Here is a 16,101-nt window from a genome sequence, read left to right on the forward strand (position 1 = left end):
CCTGCGCCGGTGGAGGTCGCGGCGCAGGGCGAGCGGTTGGCCGCGGACCTGGGCCGCTGGCTGGCCGAGCTGACGTTCGTCGACCTGGACACCGACGAGGTCACCGCGCGGGTGATCGACGCGGTGGTGCGGTGGGCCGAGGGCCAGGGTTGGCGGGTCTACCGGCGCGCGCCCAGCGTGTTGCCGTTGCCACCGCCGCTTCAGCAGCGGCACTCGGTGCTCGACGTGGCGTGCGCCCGCCCGGACGGCCCGCCCGTGGTGGTGGAGGTCGACCACACCGACCGGGCCCGCACCGTGCAGAAGCTGCGCGCGGAGGCGGACGCCGGCCGGATCCCGATCTGGGTGCGGTGGGGCGTCGGGCGGTTCGCCGTGCCACCACCGCCGGTGCGGATCGTGACTGTCGAGGTGACCCGCCGCGCCGGGCCGGCCGGGCGTGGACGGCTGCACAGTCGCGTCGGCGACCGTCCCGCCCCGGCCCACTCGACCGGCGGCGGCGCGGTGACCCCGCAGGCGTTGCCGATCCCGCTGACCGACCCGCTTCCGGACCCGCCGTCGGGTCCGTGAAAGGGCCCGCTGTCAGGCCCGCTGTCAGGCCCGCTTCCGGGCCCGCGAAAGGGCACCTGAAGCGAATCGTAAGCGGTCGCCGGCAGAGTTCTGGGTGTCACCGGAGAACACGACCGACACCCAGGAGATTCCGATGCGCAAGCTCATCAACTCGACCTACATCACCCTCGACGGCGTCATCGAGAACCCGATGTGGACCGGGCCGTACTTCGACGAGGAGGCCATGAGCCTCGCCGGAGCGCAGACCGACGAGGCGGACGCGATGCTGATGGGCCGGGCCACCTACGACGGCATGTCCGTGGCCTGGCCGAACATGGACGAGAGCGACCCGACCACGGGCGCGGCGTACTTCAACAACGTCAAGAAGTACGTCGCCTCCACCACCCTGACCAACCCCACCTGGAACAACACGGAGGTGCTCCAGGGCGATCTGGTCGCGGCGGTCACCGCGCTCAAGGCCCAGGAGGGCAGGAACATCATCCAGTACGGCTTCGGCTCGGTCACCGCCCAGCTGATCCGGGCCGGTCTGGTGGACGAGGTCCGGTTCTGGATCCACCCCGTGCTGGAGGGCGCCGCCAGCGTGACCGTGCCGCTGACCGACTTCAAGGCGTCGTTCGACCTGGTCGACACCCGGGTGCACAAGAGCGGCGTGATCGTCGCCTCGTACCAGCCGAAGCGCTGAGCACCGGTCAGAGCTGAGCCCGGGCCTCGCCCGGGCTCAGCTTCGCGCCCTCGGCGACCAGCGCGTCGAAGCGTTCCCGACCGAGCGCGGCGCGCACCCGACCGGTCACCCGCTCGATCTCGTCGCGTTCGGCCGGGGCGGGCGGAGCCTGCGTGGCGAGCCGCGCCGCGGCGGCCGCGCCGAGCAACCGGGCGGCGGCCTCCGGGGCCCGCACCGCCGACGCCATCCCCTCCAGGGCGTAGCTCGCGTCGCGGGGCGCGGCCATCGCCTCGGCGACCTCGAACGCCTCGACGTGCAGGGCCAGCGCGGCGTCCGGGTCGCCACCCTGCTCGACCGCGTGGCCCAGCTCGACCAGGACCGGTGGCAGGTACAGCGCCGGCTGCGCCTCGGCCCGGCCCCGCTCGACGAGGTTGGTGAGGTGGGTGAGGGCCAGGTCGAGTTTGCCGTCTCGGCGGGCGGCCAGCCCGAGGCTCAGCTCCGCGAAGACCAGCGCGCTGGGGGAGTCGTGCTCCTGCGCCAGCCGGTACGCGCGCTCGGCCAACTCCCTGGCCTGCGGGTAGTCGCGTGTCTGCACCGCCAGCCACGCCAGCCAGGACAGCTCGGTGCCGACCTGCGGCCACAGCCCCAGCTGCTCGGCCCAGCGCAGCCCGTCGCGGTGCAGTGCGGCGGCGCGGTCGTGCTCGCCGCGCATCTCCGCCAACGCGCCCACCCACTCGGTCGCCTGAAGCTGCCCCCACCGGTCGCCGAGGTCGGCGAAGAGCGCGGCGCTGCGGGTCGCCGCCCGCTCCAGCGTCGCCTGGTCGCCCAGCACGTGCGCGATCTTGGCCTGGGTGGTGAGCACCGCGGCCTCGGTCCACGCGTCGGCGGGGGTGGGCAACAGCTCCGCCGCCAGGGCCAGGTCACTGTGGTCGGTCACCGCGTTGGCCGCGAACCAGGCGCCCCGGCCGTCCGGGTCGCCGGCGACCGCGGCGCGCACCTGCGCCGGCGCGACGGCGTCGCCCCGCAGCAGCGCGAAGCCCACCCGCCAGGCCGCCGCGCGGGCTTCCTGCGCCGGGTCGCCGCGCACCGACAGGGCACGCCGTGCCTCGGTGAGCCGGCCACGTAGAAACCAGTACCAGCTCAGTGCGACGGCCAGCCGCAGCCCGCCACCGTGGCCCAGCGCGGCACGCAGGTTCGCCGTCTCGGCGTCCAACTGTGCCAGCCAGCGCCGCTGCTCGGCCCCGCGCAGCCCGGGGTCGGCGCGCTCGGCCAGCTCGGTGTAGTAGGCGGCGTGCCGGGCGCGGACCTCGTCGGCGTCGCTCAGGCGCTCCAGGCAGAACGCGGCCACCGATTCGAGCAGCCGGTAGCGCGGGGCCGCGCCGGAGTCGTCGAGCACCACCAGCGACCGGTCCACCAGTCGAGCCAGGGTGTCCAGGTCGGTGCGGCAGACGTGTTCGGCGGCCTGCGGGGTGCACCCGTCCGGAAACACCGCCAGTCGGGTCAGCACCATCCGGTCGGGCTCGTCCAGCAGGTCCCAGCTCCAGGCGATCACCGCGGTGAGCGTCCGCTGCCGGGGTGGCACATCCCGCTGCGCGGTGGTGAGCAGCCGGAACCTGTCGTCGAGCCGGTCCACCACGCCGCGCACGCCCAGCGCGCGTACCCGGGTCGCGGCCAGTTCCAGCGCCAGCGGGAGGCCGTCGAGGCGACGGCAGAGCTGGGCCACGGCCGCCGCGCTCTGCCCGTCGAGGCGGAAACCGCGCTGCTGCGCGGCGGCGCGGGCGGCGAACAACCGGGCCGCCGCCGAGCGCCGGACCGTGTCCAGGTCACCGTCGTCCGGCACGGGCAGCGGGGGTACCTCCCAGAGCTGCTCACCGGTCAGCCCGAGTGGCTCCCGGCTGGTGGCCAGCACGCTCACCCCGGGCACGTCGCGCAGCAGCCGGGCGACCAGCTCGGCGACCGGCTCGATGACGTGTTCGCAGTTGTCCAGCACGAGCAGCAGCTGCCGGTGCCGCAGGGCGGTGACCACCCGGTCGGCGGGGGACAGGCTCGTGCCGGCGGTCTCATAGCCGCCCAGCGCGCCGAGCACCTGTTCGGCGACCCGGGCGTCACCGGCCGGCAGCGGCGCCAACTCGACCAGCTGGACGCCGTCCGGAAAGGACTGCGCGCGGGCCGTCTCGGTGGCCAGGCGGGTCTTGCCGACGCCACCCGGGCCGACCAGCGTGACCAGCCGCTGCCGGGACAGCAGCGCCCGCAGCTCGGCCAACGCCTCGGCCCGACCGACCAACTCGTCGAGCTGGGCCGGCAGGCTGTTCCGGATGATCGCCGCCTTGGGCGGGGCGCTGAGGCCGGCGTCCTGTTCGAGGATTCTGCGGTGTAGGGCGACCAGCTCCGGGCCGGGGTCGAGGCCCAACTCCTCCGCGAGGCGTTCGCGCAGGTCGGCGTAGCTGTCCAACGCCTCGGACTGGCGGCCCGCCGCGTACAGCGCGCGCAGCTGCACCGCCCGCAGACCCTCGCGCAGCGGATGGCGGGCGACCAGCTCGGTCAGGTCCGCGGCCACCAGGTCGTGCTCGCCCCGGGCCAGCCGGGCCTGCGCCAACCGCTCCTGCACGACGAGGCGTTGCTCGGCGAGGCGGGCCGCCTCGGCACTGGCGAAGGCGGCGTCGGCCACGTCGGCGTACGCCTCGCCGCGCCACAGTGCCAGCGCCTCGGTCAGCCGCTCGACATCGGTGCTGCGGCTCAGGTCGACGAACCGGTCCGCGTCGACGGCGTCGGCCCGCAGCAGGTAGCCGGGTGGCCGGGACTCGACCAGCTCACGGGCGCCCGGCTCGGCGTCGTTGAGTGCCTTGCGCAGCTGCGACACCCGCACCTGGAGGGCGCCGGCCGGGTTGGCGGGGGAGTCGTCACCCCACAGGTCGTCGATGAGGCGGTCCGCCGAGACCACCTGGTTGCGGTTGGCCAGCAGGTCGGCCAGCAACGCCCGTACCTTCGTGCCGGGCACCACCACCGGCTCGCCGGCGTCGGTGGTCACGGCGAGCGGCCCGAGCACCCCGAACTGCACGGCGGTCATCTTATGGCCTTGCCGGGGCGCCGTCCGGGCCCGCCGCCGGCCGGGCAGGGGCTTCGACACCGGTAAGGCGACCTGAAGTCGACCGTAAGCGCGCGGGCGCACGGTGTGGGCATGGACATCTACTCCGAAGCGCATGGCAATGGTGAGGGTCGCCCGCTGGTGCTGATCCACGGCGCACTCTCCGGCATCGGTACGTCGTTCGGCACGATCCTGCCGTCGCTGGCGAAGACCCGGCGGGTGATCGCCGTCGAGTTGCAGGCCCACTGCCACACCCCCGACGTGGACCGTCCGCTGACCGTGGAGCACTTCGCCGCCGACGTCGTCGAGTTGCTCGACCGGTTGGGCATCGGGCGGGCGGACGTTTTCGGCTGGAGCATGGGCGCGGCGGTGGCGCTGCGCCTCGGCACCCACCACGCCGACCGGGTGGGCCGCCTCGTGCTCGCCTCGGTGAGCTTCGACGAGGACGGCCTGCACCCCGGGCTGCTCGACGGGATCCAGGACCTGCAACCGGAGCACCTGCACGGCTCGGAGTTCCACGAGGAGTACCTGCGGACCGCACCGGACCCGGCGGGCTGGGCCACCCTGGTCACGAAGATGAAGGTGCTGGACGCGAACCTGCCCCGGTGGACCCCCGAGCAGGTCCGCGCGCTGGCCGCACCCACCATGATCGTGCTGGGCGACGCGGACATCGTCCAACCCGAGCACGCGGTGCGCATGTTCCGGCTGCTCGGCGGCGCGGTGCCCGGCGACCTGACCGGCCTGCCGGCCTGCCGGCTGGCCATCCTGCCCGGCACCACCCACACCACGATCCCGCAGCGCGCCGACTGGCTGGCCCCGATGATCGACGAGTTCCTGGGGGAGGCGTAGGGGTGTTTCGCAATCGGTTGCTCGGGGCAATCACCTGTCGACGACATCCCTCTGGAAGGACGAATCCCCGTGGAAGTTTCCGGCTTTTTCGCCGCCATCATCATCGGTCTGATCATCGGCGCGCTGGGCCGGCTCGTGGTCCCCGGCAAGCAGAACATCCCGATCTGGCTGACGCTGCTCATCGGTGTGATCGCGGCGATCCTCGGCACGCTCGTTGCCGGTGTCTTCGGCGTCGACGACACCAGTGGGATCGACTGGATCGAGCTGGTCATCCAGGTCGCCTTCGCGGCTGTCGGCGTGGCTGTCGCAGCCGGTGCCTACGGCCGCCGTCGGGTGCGCTGACCTCTCGCACCATCGTGCCGGCCCGCCCTCCCCCGGAGGGCGGGCCTCGCCGTGTCCGGACCCTGAACTGGACCAGCTACGTGGACCGTGCGGTCGGGATCACGAACCCCTCTCGTCAGCGTACGGATCCCTGTTCGGATCGGCGGCGGACCGCCGCTAGCAGGCGGCGTACGCCGAACACGTGGCCGCCCGAGGTCAGCAGGATCTGCCGGTACAGGCCGCCGGCCAGGCCGGGGAAGACCGCGCGTGTCTCGGCGCGCAGCCGTGACCGGGTCGGACCGTCGGCGTCGAGGCGGAAGGTCAGCGCGTACGTCGAGAACCGGTGGCTGCCCCGCAGGGCCAGCTCCTGACCGGGGATCGCGGTGGCGACGTGGAATCCGGGCAGTGTCGAGCCCTCGCTGAGGGGTCGGGGCCCGGACGTGACGGGGTCTGCGGCATGCACCAGGCGGGCGTACCCGCTAGCGCCGAACCGCGAGAAGGACCTCTCCACGACGTCGATCAGGTGGGGCCAGACCCGGTCGGGCCCGGCGTTGATGAACGTGGTGTGTTCGTCCAGGTGGGGCAGTGGGTCGATCGGCATCGGCATCTCCCAGTTCGTCCGTCATCCTCCTCCGCCCGGCGCGAAGTTCGCCGTCCCGGTCATGGCGGCCGGCCGAATTAACGGGTAGAAACATGTCGACCCCTTCGGCGCGCGACCCGTTCTCGGCCGCTGTGGTCAGAGAGCGCTCTCACGCCGCCCCAGCTGCGCCGGACGAGACGGTCCGGTCAGCGGAGAGGACGAACCACATGACAAGCCCGTCCCGACGTACCCTCACCCTTGCCCTGCTGGTGACCGCCGCCGTCACCATGTCCAGCACCGCCGCCACCGCCGGCCGCCCCACGCACGGCGCACCCGACTTCGGCCCGAACGTGACGATCTTCGACCCGTCCATGCCGGTCGGCCAGATCCAGCAGACCCTCGACGCCGCGCACGCCCGGCAGGTCGACAACGAGATGGGCACCGAGCGGCACGCCTACCTGTTCAAGCCGGGCACGTACGGCACCGCCGCGCAACCGCTGCAGGCCAAGGTCGGCTACTACACCGAGGTGTCCGGCCTGGGCGCCTCGCCCACCGACGTCGCCATCAACGGCAAACTCGAGGTCTACAACCGTTGCCTGGCCGACGGCGGCACCGGCAACTGCCTGGCGCTGGTCAACTTCTGGCGCACCCTGTCCAACCTCTCGCTCACCATCAACGCGGCCGGCCAGGACGACTGCCGGTCGTCGGCGAACTTCTGGGCGGTGTCCCAGGCGGTGTCGATGCGCCGGCTGAACATCGGCGGTGGTGGTCTGTCGCTGATGGACTACTGCACCGCCGGTCCGCAGTACGCCAGCGGCGGCTTCATCGCCGACTCGCGGCTGCCCGCCACCACCAACGGCTCACAGCAGCAGTGGCTGACCCGCAACAGCGAGGTCGCGGGCTGGTCCAACGCGGTGTGGAACCAGGTGTTCGCCGGGGTCGAGGGCGCGCCGGACGACGCCAGCTTCCCCGACCCGCCCTACACCACGCTGGAGACCACCCCGCTCAGCCGGGAGAAGCCCTACCTCTTCGTCGACGGCAAGGGCCGCTACCAGGTGCGGGTGCCCGCCGCCCAGCGGGACAGCCGGGGCGTCTCCTGGGCCGACGGCATGACGCCGGGGCGGACCATCGGGATCGGCGACTTCTTCATCGCCAAGCCCTCCGACCCGGTGCGGGTCATCAACAGCCAGCTGGCCCGGGGCAAGCACCTGCTGCTCACCCCCGGCACGTACGACATCGCGCGCAGCATCGAGGTCCGGCGTCCGGACACCGTGGTGCTCGGGATCGGGCACGCCACGCTCACCGCCGTGAACGGCGCGATCCCGCTGGACGTGGCCGGTGTGCCCGGGGTGATCGTCGCCGGTGTCACGATCGACGCCGGCACCGTCGAGTCGCCGGTCCTGCTGCGGGTCGGACGCCAGCACGGCCACAACCCGAGCAGCCCGCACAACCCGACCACGCTCTCCGACGTGTACTTCCGGGTCGGCGGTCCGCACATCGGACGGACGAACACCGCGCTGGAGGTCAACAGCGACAACGTGCTCATCGACCACACCTGGGTGTGGCGCGGCGATCACGGCGTCGAGGGCTTCACCGAGGGCGTCAACGGTGACACCGACCGCTGGCGTACCAACACCGGTCGCTACGGGGCCGTCATCAACGGCGACCGCGTGACCGCTACCGGGCTGTTCGTCGAGCACTTCCAGCGGTACAACACGGTCTGGAACGGCGAGCACGGCACCACGATCCTCTACCAGAACGAGCTGCCGTACGACCCGCCGACGCAGGCCGACTGGATGGACGGCCCGGTCGAGGGCTGGGCCGGGTACAAGGTCGGTGACCGGGTGCGTCACCACACCCTGTACGGCGGCGGGGTGTACGTCTTCAACCAGAACAACCCGTCGATCCACACCGAGAACGGCTTCGAGGTGCCGAACCGGCCGGGGGTGCGGCTGCACCACATCATGACCGTCAACCTCAGCGCCGGCACGATCGACCACGTGGTCAACGGCGTCGGGGACGCGGCCGACATGACCCGTGTCGGCGCCCCGGTCTACCTGAGCCAGTACCCCACCCCGTAGCGGGGATCGGGCGTAGCGGCGGTGCCGGAGCCGGTCGTCGGCTCCGGCACCGCCGTAGGTGGTGCGATGCGTGGAGAACCCGCGCCAACGGTCTTGAATTCCTATCGACCCGGTAGGAAAATAGGTGAATGCCGGTTGGTCCACTCCTCACCGCCGGATCGCGCGTCGACTCGTGACCCCTGCGCACCGGCTGGGCTCCGAACGCACGCCACCGCACGTCCGACCGATCCGGCAGCGCCGGATCGGTTCACCACCATGGAGGTACGCCATGACCACCGACCCGTCACCCCCCAACCCGGAGACCGCAGGGGAGTCCCGGCTCGCGTTCAACGAGGACTGGGTCGCGACAATCCTCGGGCTGGCACTGCTCGCCCTGGTCCTGCTCGGTGCCATCCCCGCCGGGCTGGTGCCCTGATGACCGCCGACGCGACCCGCACGGGCAGCGAGCCCGGCGCGCCCGACGCCACCCGGGCCAGCGACGCACCCGCCGAAGACGTGGCCGAGCCGAGTACGTCGCCGACCACCGTCGACCCCGCCGGTCCGACCAGTGTGGTGCGTGACGGGGCGTTCTGGGCCTGGACGGCAGTCGGCCTGCTGATCGTGGTCGGTCTCGCCGCGCTGACCCGCTTTCTGGAGCAGAACGTCCCGGCCTGGGCCGAGGGCACCGCCGTCGAGGACATCGGAGCGGCGATCGAGTACCCGGTCTACGCGATCCTGCTCGGCCTGCTCGGCAACGTCGCCGTCACAGTGCTCGGGTGGCGCGACCGGATAGCCGCCGCGTTCCGCACCGAGTTCTTCATCAAGACCGGTCTGGTGCTGCTCGGGGCGTCGATCAACCTGGCGGTCATCGTCAGCGCCGCCGGCCCGGCGATCGCCCAGGCGATCCTGCTGATCAGCGGGGTCTTCCTCTTCACCTGGTGGTTGGCTGGCCGGTTCGGCCTCGACGACAAGCTGCGGGCGCTGCTCGCGTCGGCGGTGTCGATCTGTGGGGTCAGCGCGGCGATCGCCGCCGCCGGCGCGGTGCGGGCGCGCCGCGAGCAGTTGGCCTACACGGCGAGTCTGGTCATCGTCTTCGCGCTGCCGTCGATCTTCATCCTGCCCTGGTTGGCCGATGTGTTCGGGCTCTCCGACGCGGTGGCCGGTGCCTGGATCGGTGGCAACATCGACACCACGGCCGCGGTCACCGCCGCCGGGGCGCTTGCCGGTGAGGAGGCGCTCCAGATCGCCAGCATCGTCAAGGTCACCCAGAACGCCCTGATGGGTGTGGTCGCGGTCGCGCTCACCGCGTACTTCACACTGCGGGTGGAACGACGGCCCGGCGCGGCCCGACCAGGTCTCGGTGAGCTGTGGACGCGGTTCCCGAAGTTCGTCCTCGGCTTCATCGCGGCCTCGGTCATCGCCACCTGGTACCTCGACGCGACGGGTGCGGACGGGAAGGCCACCATCGCCATCGTGAACGACCTGCGCGTCTGGTTCCTGATCCTGGCCTTCGTCAGCATCGGTCTGGAGGTCCGGGTCGCGTCGCTGCGGGAGGCGGGTTGGCGACCGGTGGCGGTGTTCGCCAGCGCCACGGTGTTCAACCTCGCGTTGGCGCTCGGCCTGGCGTCCCTGCTGTTCCGCAATTTCTCAGCATGAGGCGGGCGGTCGCCGCGGGGTCGTCTCGACAGCCCGTGAGCAAACTACTAGCGACACCGGTGACGTGCAGCTGAATGGGTGAAAACTGACCTCTAGGGACCGAATCACGGGTATCCACGCAGGGCATTGGGCTGAGTGTCCGTTTGGTAGCTGTTGGGTGGGTTACGGTCGGCCGGTTGCAGCTGCGGGCCGACCGTTCCGTCGTTCCAAGGAGTTCCTCATGGACCTGCCCGTCACCGCCGTCGGTGTCGATCCGCCGACGGGCCTGGTGCCCCGGCGCGTGCTGGTCACCGGAGGCGCCGGCTTCATCGGCAGCCACGTGGTCGCCCGGCTGATGCTGATGGGCAGCCAGGTCCGGGTGCTCGACAACTTCTCCACCGGCCGGATCGAGAACCTGGCCGACGCCGTGTGCGGCGGGCTGACCGAGGCGGACGTCATCTCCGGTGACATCCGCGCGTCGGAGGGTGTCGAGGTCATCCACGAGTGGCAGCCGGACGTGGTGGTGCACCTCGCCGCGCAGCCGAGCCTTCCCACCGCCCGTCGTTCACCGCTGTACGACGCCGACGTGAACGTGTTCGGCACCGTCAACGTGCTGGACGCCTGCGCCCGCAGCGGCGTACGGCTGATCGTCAACGCGACCAGCAGCGACATCTTCGGCAGCGTCGCCGCGCACGAGTTGCCGGTGCGCGAGGACCACCCGATCGCGCCGGTGAGCCCGTACGGCGTCAGCAAGGCCGTCGGCGTGCACTACCTCGACTGGTACGGACGTCAGCACGGCCTGTCGTACACCTCGATGGTGTTGGGAAATGTCTACGGGCCCCGGCAGGAGGGCGGCGACTGCGGTGTGGTGTCCCTGATGGTCGATGCGCTGCTCGGGGGCCGGCAGGCGGTCATCCACGGCGACGGTACGCAGACCCGGGACTTCGTCTACGTCGGCGATGTCGCCGAGGCGATCGCGCTCGCCTGTCACCACAGCGGAGTGGGGACTGTCAACATCGCCTCGGGGCGGCAGACCAGCGTCAACGAGGTGTACGACACCGTCCGGGAGGCGTTCGGCGTCGACGAGGTGGCCCGTTACGAGCCGCTGCCCTGGTCGGGCGAGGTCCGCGACATGGCGCTGGACACTCGCCGGGCGCGCGAGCTGCTCGGCTGGCACCCCACTGTCGGCTTCACCGAGGGCGTCCGGATGACGGTGCGCGAAGCGCGCCGCCGCCAGACCGGCAGCCAGATCCTGTCCCCGGCGTGGGCGCTCAGTCGCTGACAGCCCAGCGCATATTTCCCATCATCTGATCGGGAATTTCATCGAACAGTCTCACTCTTGCGGTGCGGCATCCACTGCTGCCACGATGACCGTCAATGCCTTCCGTCGAAGAAGGAGTGGTCGTCATGGCGGTGTCCCGCCGCAGGTTCGTCACATCGGTACTGGCCGGGTCCGCCCTCGCCACCGCCTCCACCACCGAGCTGCTCAACACGGTGGCCGGCCCCGCGCACGCCGCCAGTCCACCCGGGGACGTGGTCGGCAAGGTGACGGTCGGCTACCAGGGCTGGTTCAGCGCCCCCGGCGACGGCGCGCCGATCGGCGGGTGGTGGCACTGGAGCCGCGACCGGTTCCAGCCGCCCTCGCCCGCCAACACCACCATCGTGTCCTGGCCGGACATGCGGGAGTACACCCGCAGTTACCCCACCGCGTACCCCAACCTGGGCAACGGCCAGCCGGCCACCCTCTTCTCCTCGTACGACCAGCAGACGGTGGACACCCACTTCCGCTGGATGCAGGAGTATGGCTGCGACACCGCCGCCCTGCAACGGTTCAACCCGATGGGCGACGAGGGCCCGACCCGCGACGCGATGGCGCAGAAGGTGCGCTCCGCGGCCGAGCGGTACAACCGCAAGTTCTACATCATGTACGACGTCACCGACTGGTTGAGTTTCCAGTCGGAGATCAAGACCGACTGGACGACGAAGATGGCGGCGCACACCGCGTCGTCCGCGTACGCCCGGCAGAACGGCAAGCCGGTCGTCTGCATCTGGGGTTTCGGGTTCAGCGAGCCCAGCCGCCCCTTCACCCCCGGGCCCTGCCTGGAGGTGATCAACTGGTTCAAGGCGCAGGGCTGCTACGTCATCGGCGGCGTGCCCACCTGGTGGCGGCAGGGCATCGAGGACTCCCGCCCCGGCTTCCTCGACGTCTACCACGCCTTCCACGCGATCTCGCCGTGGATGGTCTACCGGGCCAGGACCGTGGAGGAGCTGGACTCGTACTACAACAACGTCAACGTCGGCGACATGGCCGACTGCGCGGCTCGCGGCATCGACTACCTGCCCTGCGTGATGCCCGGCGACCTGGCCGGGGGGCACCGCAAACACGGCGACTTCTACTGGCGGCACATCTACAACATGGTCCGGCTCGGCTCCCAGGGCCTGTACGTGTCCATGTTCGACGAGTACAACGAGGGCAACCAGATCGCCAAGACGTCCGAGACCCAGGCCACCACCCCGGCCGGCGCGAACATCCGGGCCCTGGACGAGGACGGCGTAGCCTGCTCCGCCGACTACTACCTGCGGATCACCGCCGACGGCGGCCGGATGCTCAAGGGGCAACTCGGCCTCACCGCCGTCCGCCCCACCCCGCCGATCCTCGGCACACCACCCCCGACCGGCGGTGACCTCGCGGCCGGCCGCTCCACAGCGGCCAGCAGCCAGGGCAGCGGATTCCCCTCGGGCAACGCGGTGGACTCCAACGTCGGCAGCTACTGGGAGAGCGCCAACGGCGCGTTCCCGCAGTGGTGGCAGGTCGACCTCGGCGCCAACCACCAGGTCAACAAGCTCGTCGTGCGGCTGCCCGCCGGCTGGGGCGCGCGTACCCAGACCATCACCGTGCAGGGCAGCGTCGACGGCAGCTCCTTCTCGACCATCGCCGCGGCCTCTGCGTTCACCTTCGACCCGGCCACCGGCAACACCGTGACGCGCACGCTGACGACCACCACGGCCCGCCACGTCCGGCTGAGCATCGCCGGCAACACCGGCTGGCCGGCGGGCCAGCTCGCCAAGGTCGAGGTGTACGCCGGCAGCACCACGGACAACCCGCCGACCGCCCCGAGTGGCCTCACGGTGACCGACCGGACGGCGAGCAGCGTGTCCCTGGCCTGGACGGCGTCGACCGACGACAACGGCGTGACCGGCTACCAGGTACGCCAGGGCGGCACGGTGGTCAGCACGGTCACGGGCACCACGGCGACCGTGAGCGGACTGGCCGCGTCCACCTCGTACACCTTCACCGTCGTCGCCCGCGACGCCGCCGGCAACACCTCGGCGGCCTCGAACGCGGCCACGGTGACCACCGACGCCCCGACCAACGCCGACCTGGCCCGAGGGCGGTCCACCAGCGAGAGCAGCCACGTCCAGAGCTACGGCTCGGGCAACGTGGTCGACGGCGACGCGAACAGCTACTGGGAGAGCGCCAACAACGCGTTCCCGCAGTGGGTGCAGGTCGACCTGGGTGCGACGCGCACGGTCGGGCGGGTGGTGCTGAAGCTGCCGCCGTCATCGGCCTGGGGCGCTCGGACGCAGACCCTCTCCGTGCAGGGCAGCGTCGACGGGGGCAGCTTCGGCACGCTGGTCGGCTCGGCGGGGCGCACCTTCGACCCGGCCAGCGGTAACCAGGTGACGCTCACGTTCACCGCCGCCCAGACCCGCTACGTGCGGATCACCGTCACCGGCAACACCGGCTGGCCGGCCGGGCAGCTGTCGACACTGGAGGTCTACGCCAGCTGACCGGGCGGGGGGACGGCCGCCGGGCAGCGGCGGCCGTCCCCACCGCGTCGAGTGGGCACAGGCCGCATCCCGCCCCAGGTCGGTCAACGGCGCACCCGGTAGCGCACGTGAAGCACCCGGTTGCCCTGAACCACCACCTCAGGATCCGCCAACAGGTGCTGCGCGTGGACCGACCCGAAGTAACGCTTGCCGCAGCCGAACACGACGGGTACGACGTCCATCCGCACCTCGTCGATCAGGCCCGCGGCGAGTACCTGGCCGCCGACGTCACCGGCGGCGACCTCGACAATGCGGTCACCCGCAAGCTCCTGCGCCCTGGTCACGGCAGCCTCGACGCCGTCGACGAAGTGAAACGGCGCTTCAGGGTCCCAGCCCTCGGGCGGGGGCCGGTGGGTCACGACGACGACATTGTCGATCCCGCCCGGAGGCTTGCCGTCCCAACCGCCGGTCATGTCGAAGACGTGGCGGCCGACGATCGTCGTCCCGATCTGGTCCCAGTACGGCCGGGTGTAGTCGTAGGACGTCTGCGACACCTTCAGCGCACCGCTGTCGTCCAACGCGACGTCACCGCTGGTCAACCAGTCGAACAGTGGCCCGGGCTGGTCAAACTCGTCCGCGATGAACCCGTCCACCGACACCGAGCTGTACATGACCACCTTGCCCACGGGGCGCTCCTCTGCTTGGGGGTGCCCCCAAGTTAGCGTGCCGTGAGCTGTCGCTCTTGTACAAAATCAATCGGCCGGCAACGGCCAGCCGTCCAGCACGTGGCCGGGATGTTCGCGCAGGAACCGCCGCCGGACCTCGATGTACCGGGTCGGCGTGAGCCCGGTGAACGCCCGGAACTCGTGCCCGAAGTGGGCCTGGTCGAAGTAGCCCGCGGCACCGGCGAGGCCGCCCCAGTCGATCGGCCCGGCGGGGTCGATCGTGAGCACGGTCGCGGCGAAGCGGTAGCTGCGGGCCAGCCGCTTCGGTGTGACGCCGACGAGCTCCTTGAACCGCTGTGCCAGATGCGTGCCGCTGACACCGGCTGCCACGCTCAGGTCGCCGATCGCCACCGCACCGTTGGTCGCCGCGATCACGCCGCTCGTGTGGCGGACCAGCCCCAGACCGGCGGTCCCGCGCAGTCGTCGCATCAGCTCCTCCTCGAGCAGCGTCAGCATCTCGTGCGGTCCGTGCGCCGTGGCCAGCCGATCCCGCAGCTCGGCGATGGCGGGCCGGCCCCACACCTGCTCCACCGTCACCGGCCGGTCGCGCAGCTCGGCCGCGGGCATCGGCAGGAACGGCGCCAGCCCCCACGGCTTGAAGTGCACACCGACGGACCGGGTCTGACGTGGGTAGCCGAACTCCACAGCGCGGGTTGGGGTGGTGAGCACGCAGCCGTCGGCGTACGCGGCCGTCTCGATGTCGGTGCCGGCGCGGATGCGCATCGGCGCCCCGAGGTTGACGATGAGCAACGCCGCCGGCATCGGCGGCAACGTCAGCCGGGCGTACGGCGACGAGCCCTCCAGGTAGTAGAGGTCGTCGATCAGCCCGTCGAGCGGTGGTCGCGGCACTCTGGACACGTACTCCACGCCCACAGCATCGCCGACCGCCCGCCGGCATCGCCGACGCCTCGCCGACAGGGGGCGTCGGAGGCGGCCGATTCCGGACGGATCACCCGCTGACGGATGAGCGCCGGCGCAGGTCGTCGGCCGGGTGGATGGTGCGCACCGGGTCGGGCACCGGCCCCCGGCGTTGCCACTCGCGCGGATAGCCGAGCGAGACCTCCTCGAAGCGCACCCCGTCGTGGAAGGTGGTGCGGGGGATGTGCAGGTGTCCGTACACGACGGTGGCAGCGTCGAAGCGCAGGTGCCAGTCGCTGGTGCGGACGGTGCCGCACCACTGGGCGAACAGCGGGTACCGCAGGACGTCGGTGGGTTCGCGCACCAGCGGGTAGTGGTTGACCAGCACTGTCGGCAACGCCGGGTCGCGTTCGGTCAGCCGGCGCTCGGTCTCGGCGATCCGGGCCGCGCACCACGCCTCCCGGCTGGGGTGCGGGTCGGGGTGCAGCAGCATCTCGTCGGTGCAGACCACCCCGGCCGCGTACGCCAGGGCCAGCGACTCCTGCTGGGTGCGGGCCTGCGGCACCCGGAACGTGTAGTCGTAGAGCACGAACAGCGGCGCGATGGTGGCCGGGCCGCCGTCGCCGTCCCACACCGGGTACGGGTCCTCCGGGGTGAGCACGCCCAGCCGCCGGCACATCCGGACCAGCTCGCGGTAGCGCTCCTCGCCGCGCAGGGTGACCGGGTCACCCGGCGGCGTCCACAACTCGTGGTTGCCCGGTGCCCAGACGACGCGAGCGAACCGGCTGCTCAGCAGAGCGAGCGCCCACTCGATGTCGGCGAACCGGTCGGCGACGTCACCGGCGACCAGCAGCCAGTCGCCGTCGTTGTCGGGGCGTAGCTCCTGCACGAACGCCCGGTTCAGTGGGTGCCCGACGTGCAGGTCGCTGACAGCCCGCAGCCGGGGCGGAAGGCTCACCACCCGAGGCTAGGCCGTCGCTACCCGATCAGAA

14 protein-coding genes are annotated in these 16,101 nt (G+C 71.5%); 9 read left to right on the forward strand and 5 right to left on the reverse strand.

From position 1 onward, the window contains the following. Positions 1–9: 9 nt before the first annotated feature. Together AB0C03_RS05455 and AB0C03_RS05460 are read left to right on the forward strand one after the other, a co-directional pair. Positions 10–564: a hypothetical protein gene (locus tag AB0C03_RS05455; protein ID WP_357634637.1), complete on the forward strand. Its 555-nt coding sequence runs from the start codon at positions 10–12 to the stop codon at positions 562–564. Between the two features lie 133 nt (positions 565–697). Further along, entirely contained in the window at positions 698–1,246 is a 549-nt protein-coding gene (locus AB0C03_RS05460; protein WP_030335403.1) for a dihydrofolate reductase family protein, read from the forward strand. A 7-nt stretch (positions 1,247–1,253) separates the two neighbouring features. On the opposite strand, the gene AB0C03_RS05465 is transcribed toward AB0C03_RS05460, so the two are convergent. After that, complete coding sequence (locus AB0C03_RS05465; RefSeq protein WP_357634642.1) at positions 1,254–4,292, reverse strand: AfsR/SARP family transcriptional regulator; 3,039 nt, start codon at positions 4,290–4,292, stop codon at positions 1,254–1,256. Positions 4,293–4,403: 111 nt separating this feature from the next. Here AB0C03_RS05465 and AB0C03_RS05470 point away from each other — a divergent pair, with 111 nt between their 5' ends. Together AB0C03_RS05470 and AB0C03_RS05475 are read left to right on the forward strand one after the other, a co-directional pair. After that, positions 4,404–5,159: an alpha/beta fold hydrolase gene (locus AB0C03_RS05470; RefSeq protein WP_051708735.1), complete on the forward strand. Its 756-nt coding sequence runs from the start codon at positions 4,404–4,406 to the stop codon at positions 5,157–5,159. A 69-nt stretch (positions 5,160–5,228) separates the two neighbouring features. Then, on the forward strand, positions 5,229–5,501 hold the full coding sequence (locus AB0C03_RS05475) for a GlsB/YeaQ/YmgE family stress response membrane protein (RefSeq protein WP_030335408.1): 273 nt from the start codon (positions 5,229–5,231) through the stop codon (positions 5,499–5,501). A gap of 115 nt (positions 5,502–5,616) precedes the next feature. Here the strand turns inward: AB0C03_RS05475 and AB0C03_RS05480 are convergent, their stop codons facing one another. Beyond that, on the reverse strand, positions 5,617–6,081 hold the full coding sequence (locus AB0C03_RS05480) for a hypothetical protein (protein WP_030335409.1): 465 nt from the start codon (positions 6,079–6,081) through the stop codon (positions 5,617–5,619). Between the two features lie 206 nt (positions 6,082–6,287). Here AB0C03_RS05480 and AB0C03_RS05485 point away from each other — a divergent pair, with 206 nt between their 5' ends. The 5 genes from AB0C03_RS05485 (at position 6,288) to AB0C03_RS05505 (ending at position 13,547) form a co-directional block, all read left to right on the forward strand. Further along, on the forward strand, positions 6,288–8,141 hold the full coding sequence (locus AB0C03_RS05485) for a pectate lyase-like domain-containing protein (protein WP_357634647.1): 1,854 nt from the start codon (positions 6,288–6,290) through the stop codon (positions 8,139–8,141). A 268-nt stretch (positions 8,142–8,409) separates the two neighbouring features. Further along, positions 8,410–8,556 carry a hypothetical protein gene (locus AB0C03_RS05490; protein ID WP_334508459.1) on the forward strand — a complete coding sequence of 49 codons (147 nt, stop codon included), beginning with the start codon at positions 8,410–8,412 and terminating at the stop codon, positions 8,554–8,556. Next, complete coding sequence (locus tag AB0C03_RS05495) at positions 8,556–9,776, forward strand: YeiH family protein (RefSeq protein ID WP_357634651.1); 1,221 nt, start codon at positions 8,556–8,558, stop codon at positions 9,774–9,776. Before AB0C03_RS05490 ends, AB0C03_RS05495 begins: the two co-directional genes overlap by 1 nt. Before the next feature lie 220 nt (positions 9,777–9,996). Further along, the gene (locus tag AB0C03_RS05500) at positions 9,997–11,037 is read left to right on the forward strand and encodes a GDP-mannose 4,6-dehydratase (RefSeq protein WP_357634654.1); all 1,041 of its coding nucleotides are present in this window, start codon (positions 9,997–9,999) and stop codon (positions 11,035–11,037) included. Positions 11,038–11,162: 125 nt separating this feature from the next. Further along, positions 11,163–13,547, forward strand: a complete 2,385-nt coding sequence (locus AB0C03_RS05505; protein WP_357634657.1) for a galactose-binding domain-containing protein — start codon at positions 11,163–11,165, stop codon at positions 13,545–13,547. Between the two features lie 83 nt (positions 13,548–13,630). Here the strand turns inward: AB0C03_RS05505 and AB0C03_RS05510 are convergent, their stop codons facing one another. The 3 genes from AB0C03_RS05510 to AB0C03_RS05520 form a co-directional block, all read right to left on the reverse strand. Then, positions 13,631–14,212 carry a dihydrofolate reductase family protein gene (locus AB0C03_RS05510; RefSeq protein ID WP_210866202.1) on the reverse strand — a complete coding sequence of 194 codons (582 nt, stop codon included), beginning with the start codon at positions 14,210–14,212 and terminating at the stop codon, positions 13,631–13,633. Positions 14,213–14,278: 66 nt separating this feature from the next. Continuing rightward, positions 14,279–15,118 carry a helix-turn-helix domain-containing protein gene (locus tag AB0C03_RS05515; RefSeq protein WP_357634662.1) on the reverse strand — a complete coding sequence of 280 codons (840 nt, stop codon included), beginning with the start codon at positions 15,116–15,118 and terminating at the stop codon, positions 14,279–14,281. Positions 15,119–15,200: 82 nt separating this feature from the next. Next, a complete protein-coding gene (locus AB0C03_RS05520; RefSeq protein ID WP_357634664.1) occupies positions 15,201–16,067 on the reverse strand; it encodes a metallophosphoesterase family protein in 867 nt (288 codons plus the stop codon). Between the last annotated feature and the right edge of the window lie 34 nt (positions 16,068–16,101).

Origin of the sequence: Micromonospora parva (assembly GCF_040649675.1) — a bacterium.
Taxonomy (GTDB): domain Bacteria; phylum Actinomycetota; class Actinomycetes; order Mycobacteriales; family Micromonosporaceae; genus Micromonospora; species Micromonospora parva.

Coding starts and splice junctions, on each gene's coding strand:
- AB0C03_RS05500 (WP_357634654.1), top strand. CDS start 9,997: ATGGACCTGCCCGTCACCGCCGTCGGTGTCGATCCGCCGACGGGCCTG.
- AB0C03_RS05495 (WP_357634651.1), top strand. CDS start 8,556: ATGACCGCCGACGCGACCCGCACGGGCAGCGAGCCCGGCGCGCCCGAC.
- AB0C03_RS05480 (WP_030335409.1), bottom strand. CDS start 6,081: ATGCCGATCGACCCACTGCCCCACCTGGACGAACACACCACGTTCATC.
- AB0C03_RS05460 (WP_030335403.1), top strand. CDS start 698: ATGCGCAAGCTCATCAACTCGACCTACATCACCCTCGACGGCGTCATC.
- AB0C03_RS05485 (WP_357634647.1), top strand. CDS start 6,288: ATGACAAGCCCGTCCCGACGTACCCTCACCCTTGCCCTGCTGGTGACC.
- AB0C03_RS05465 (WP_357634642.1), bottom strand. CDS start 4,292: ATGACCGCCGTGCAGTTCGGGGTGCTCGGGCCGCTCGCCGTGACCACC.
- AB0C03_RS05470 (WP_051708735.1), top strand. CDS start 4,404: ATGGACATCTACTCCGAAGCGCATGGCAATGGTGAGGGTCGCCCGCTG.
- AB0C03_RS05490 (WP_334508459.1), top strand. CDS start 8,410: ATGACCACCGACCCGTCACCCCCCAACCCGGAGACCGCAGGGGAGTCC.
- AB0C03_RS05505 (WP_357634657.1), top strand. CDS start 11,163: ATGGCGGTGTCCCGCCGCAGGTTCGTCACATCGGTACTGGCCGGGTCC.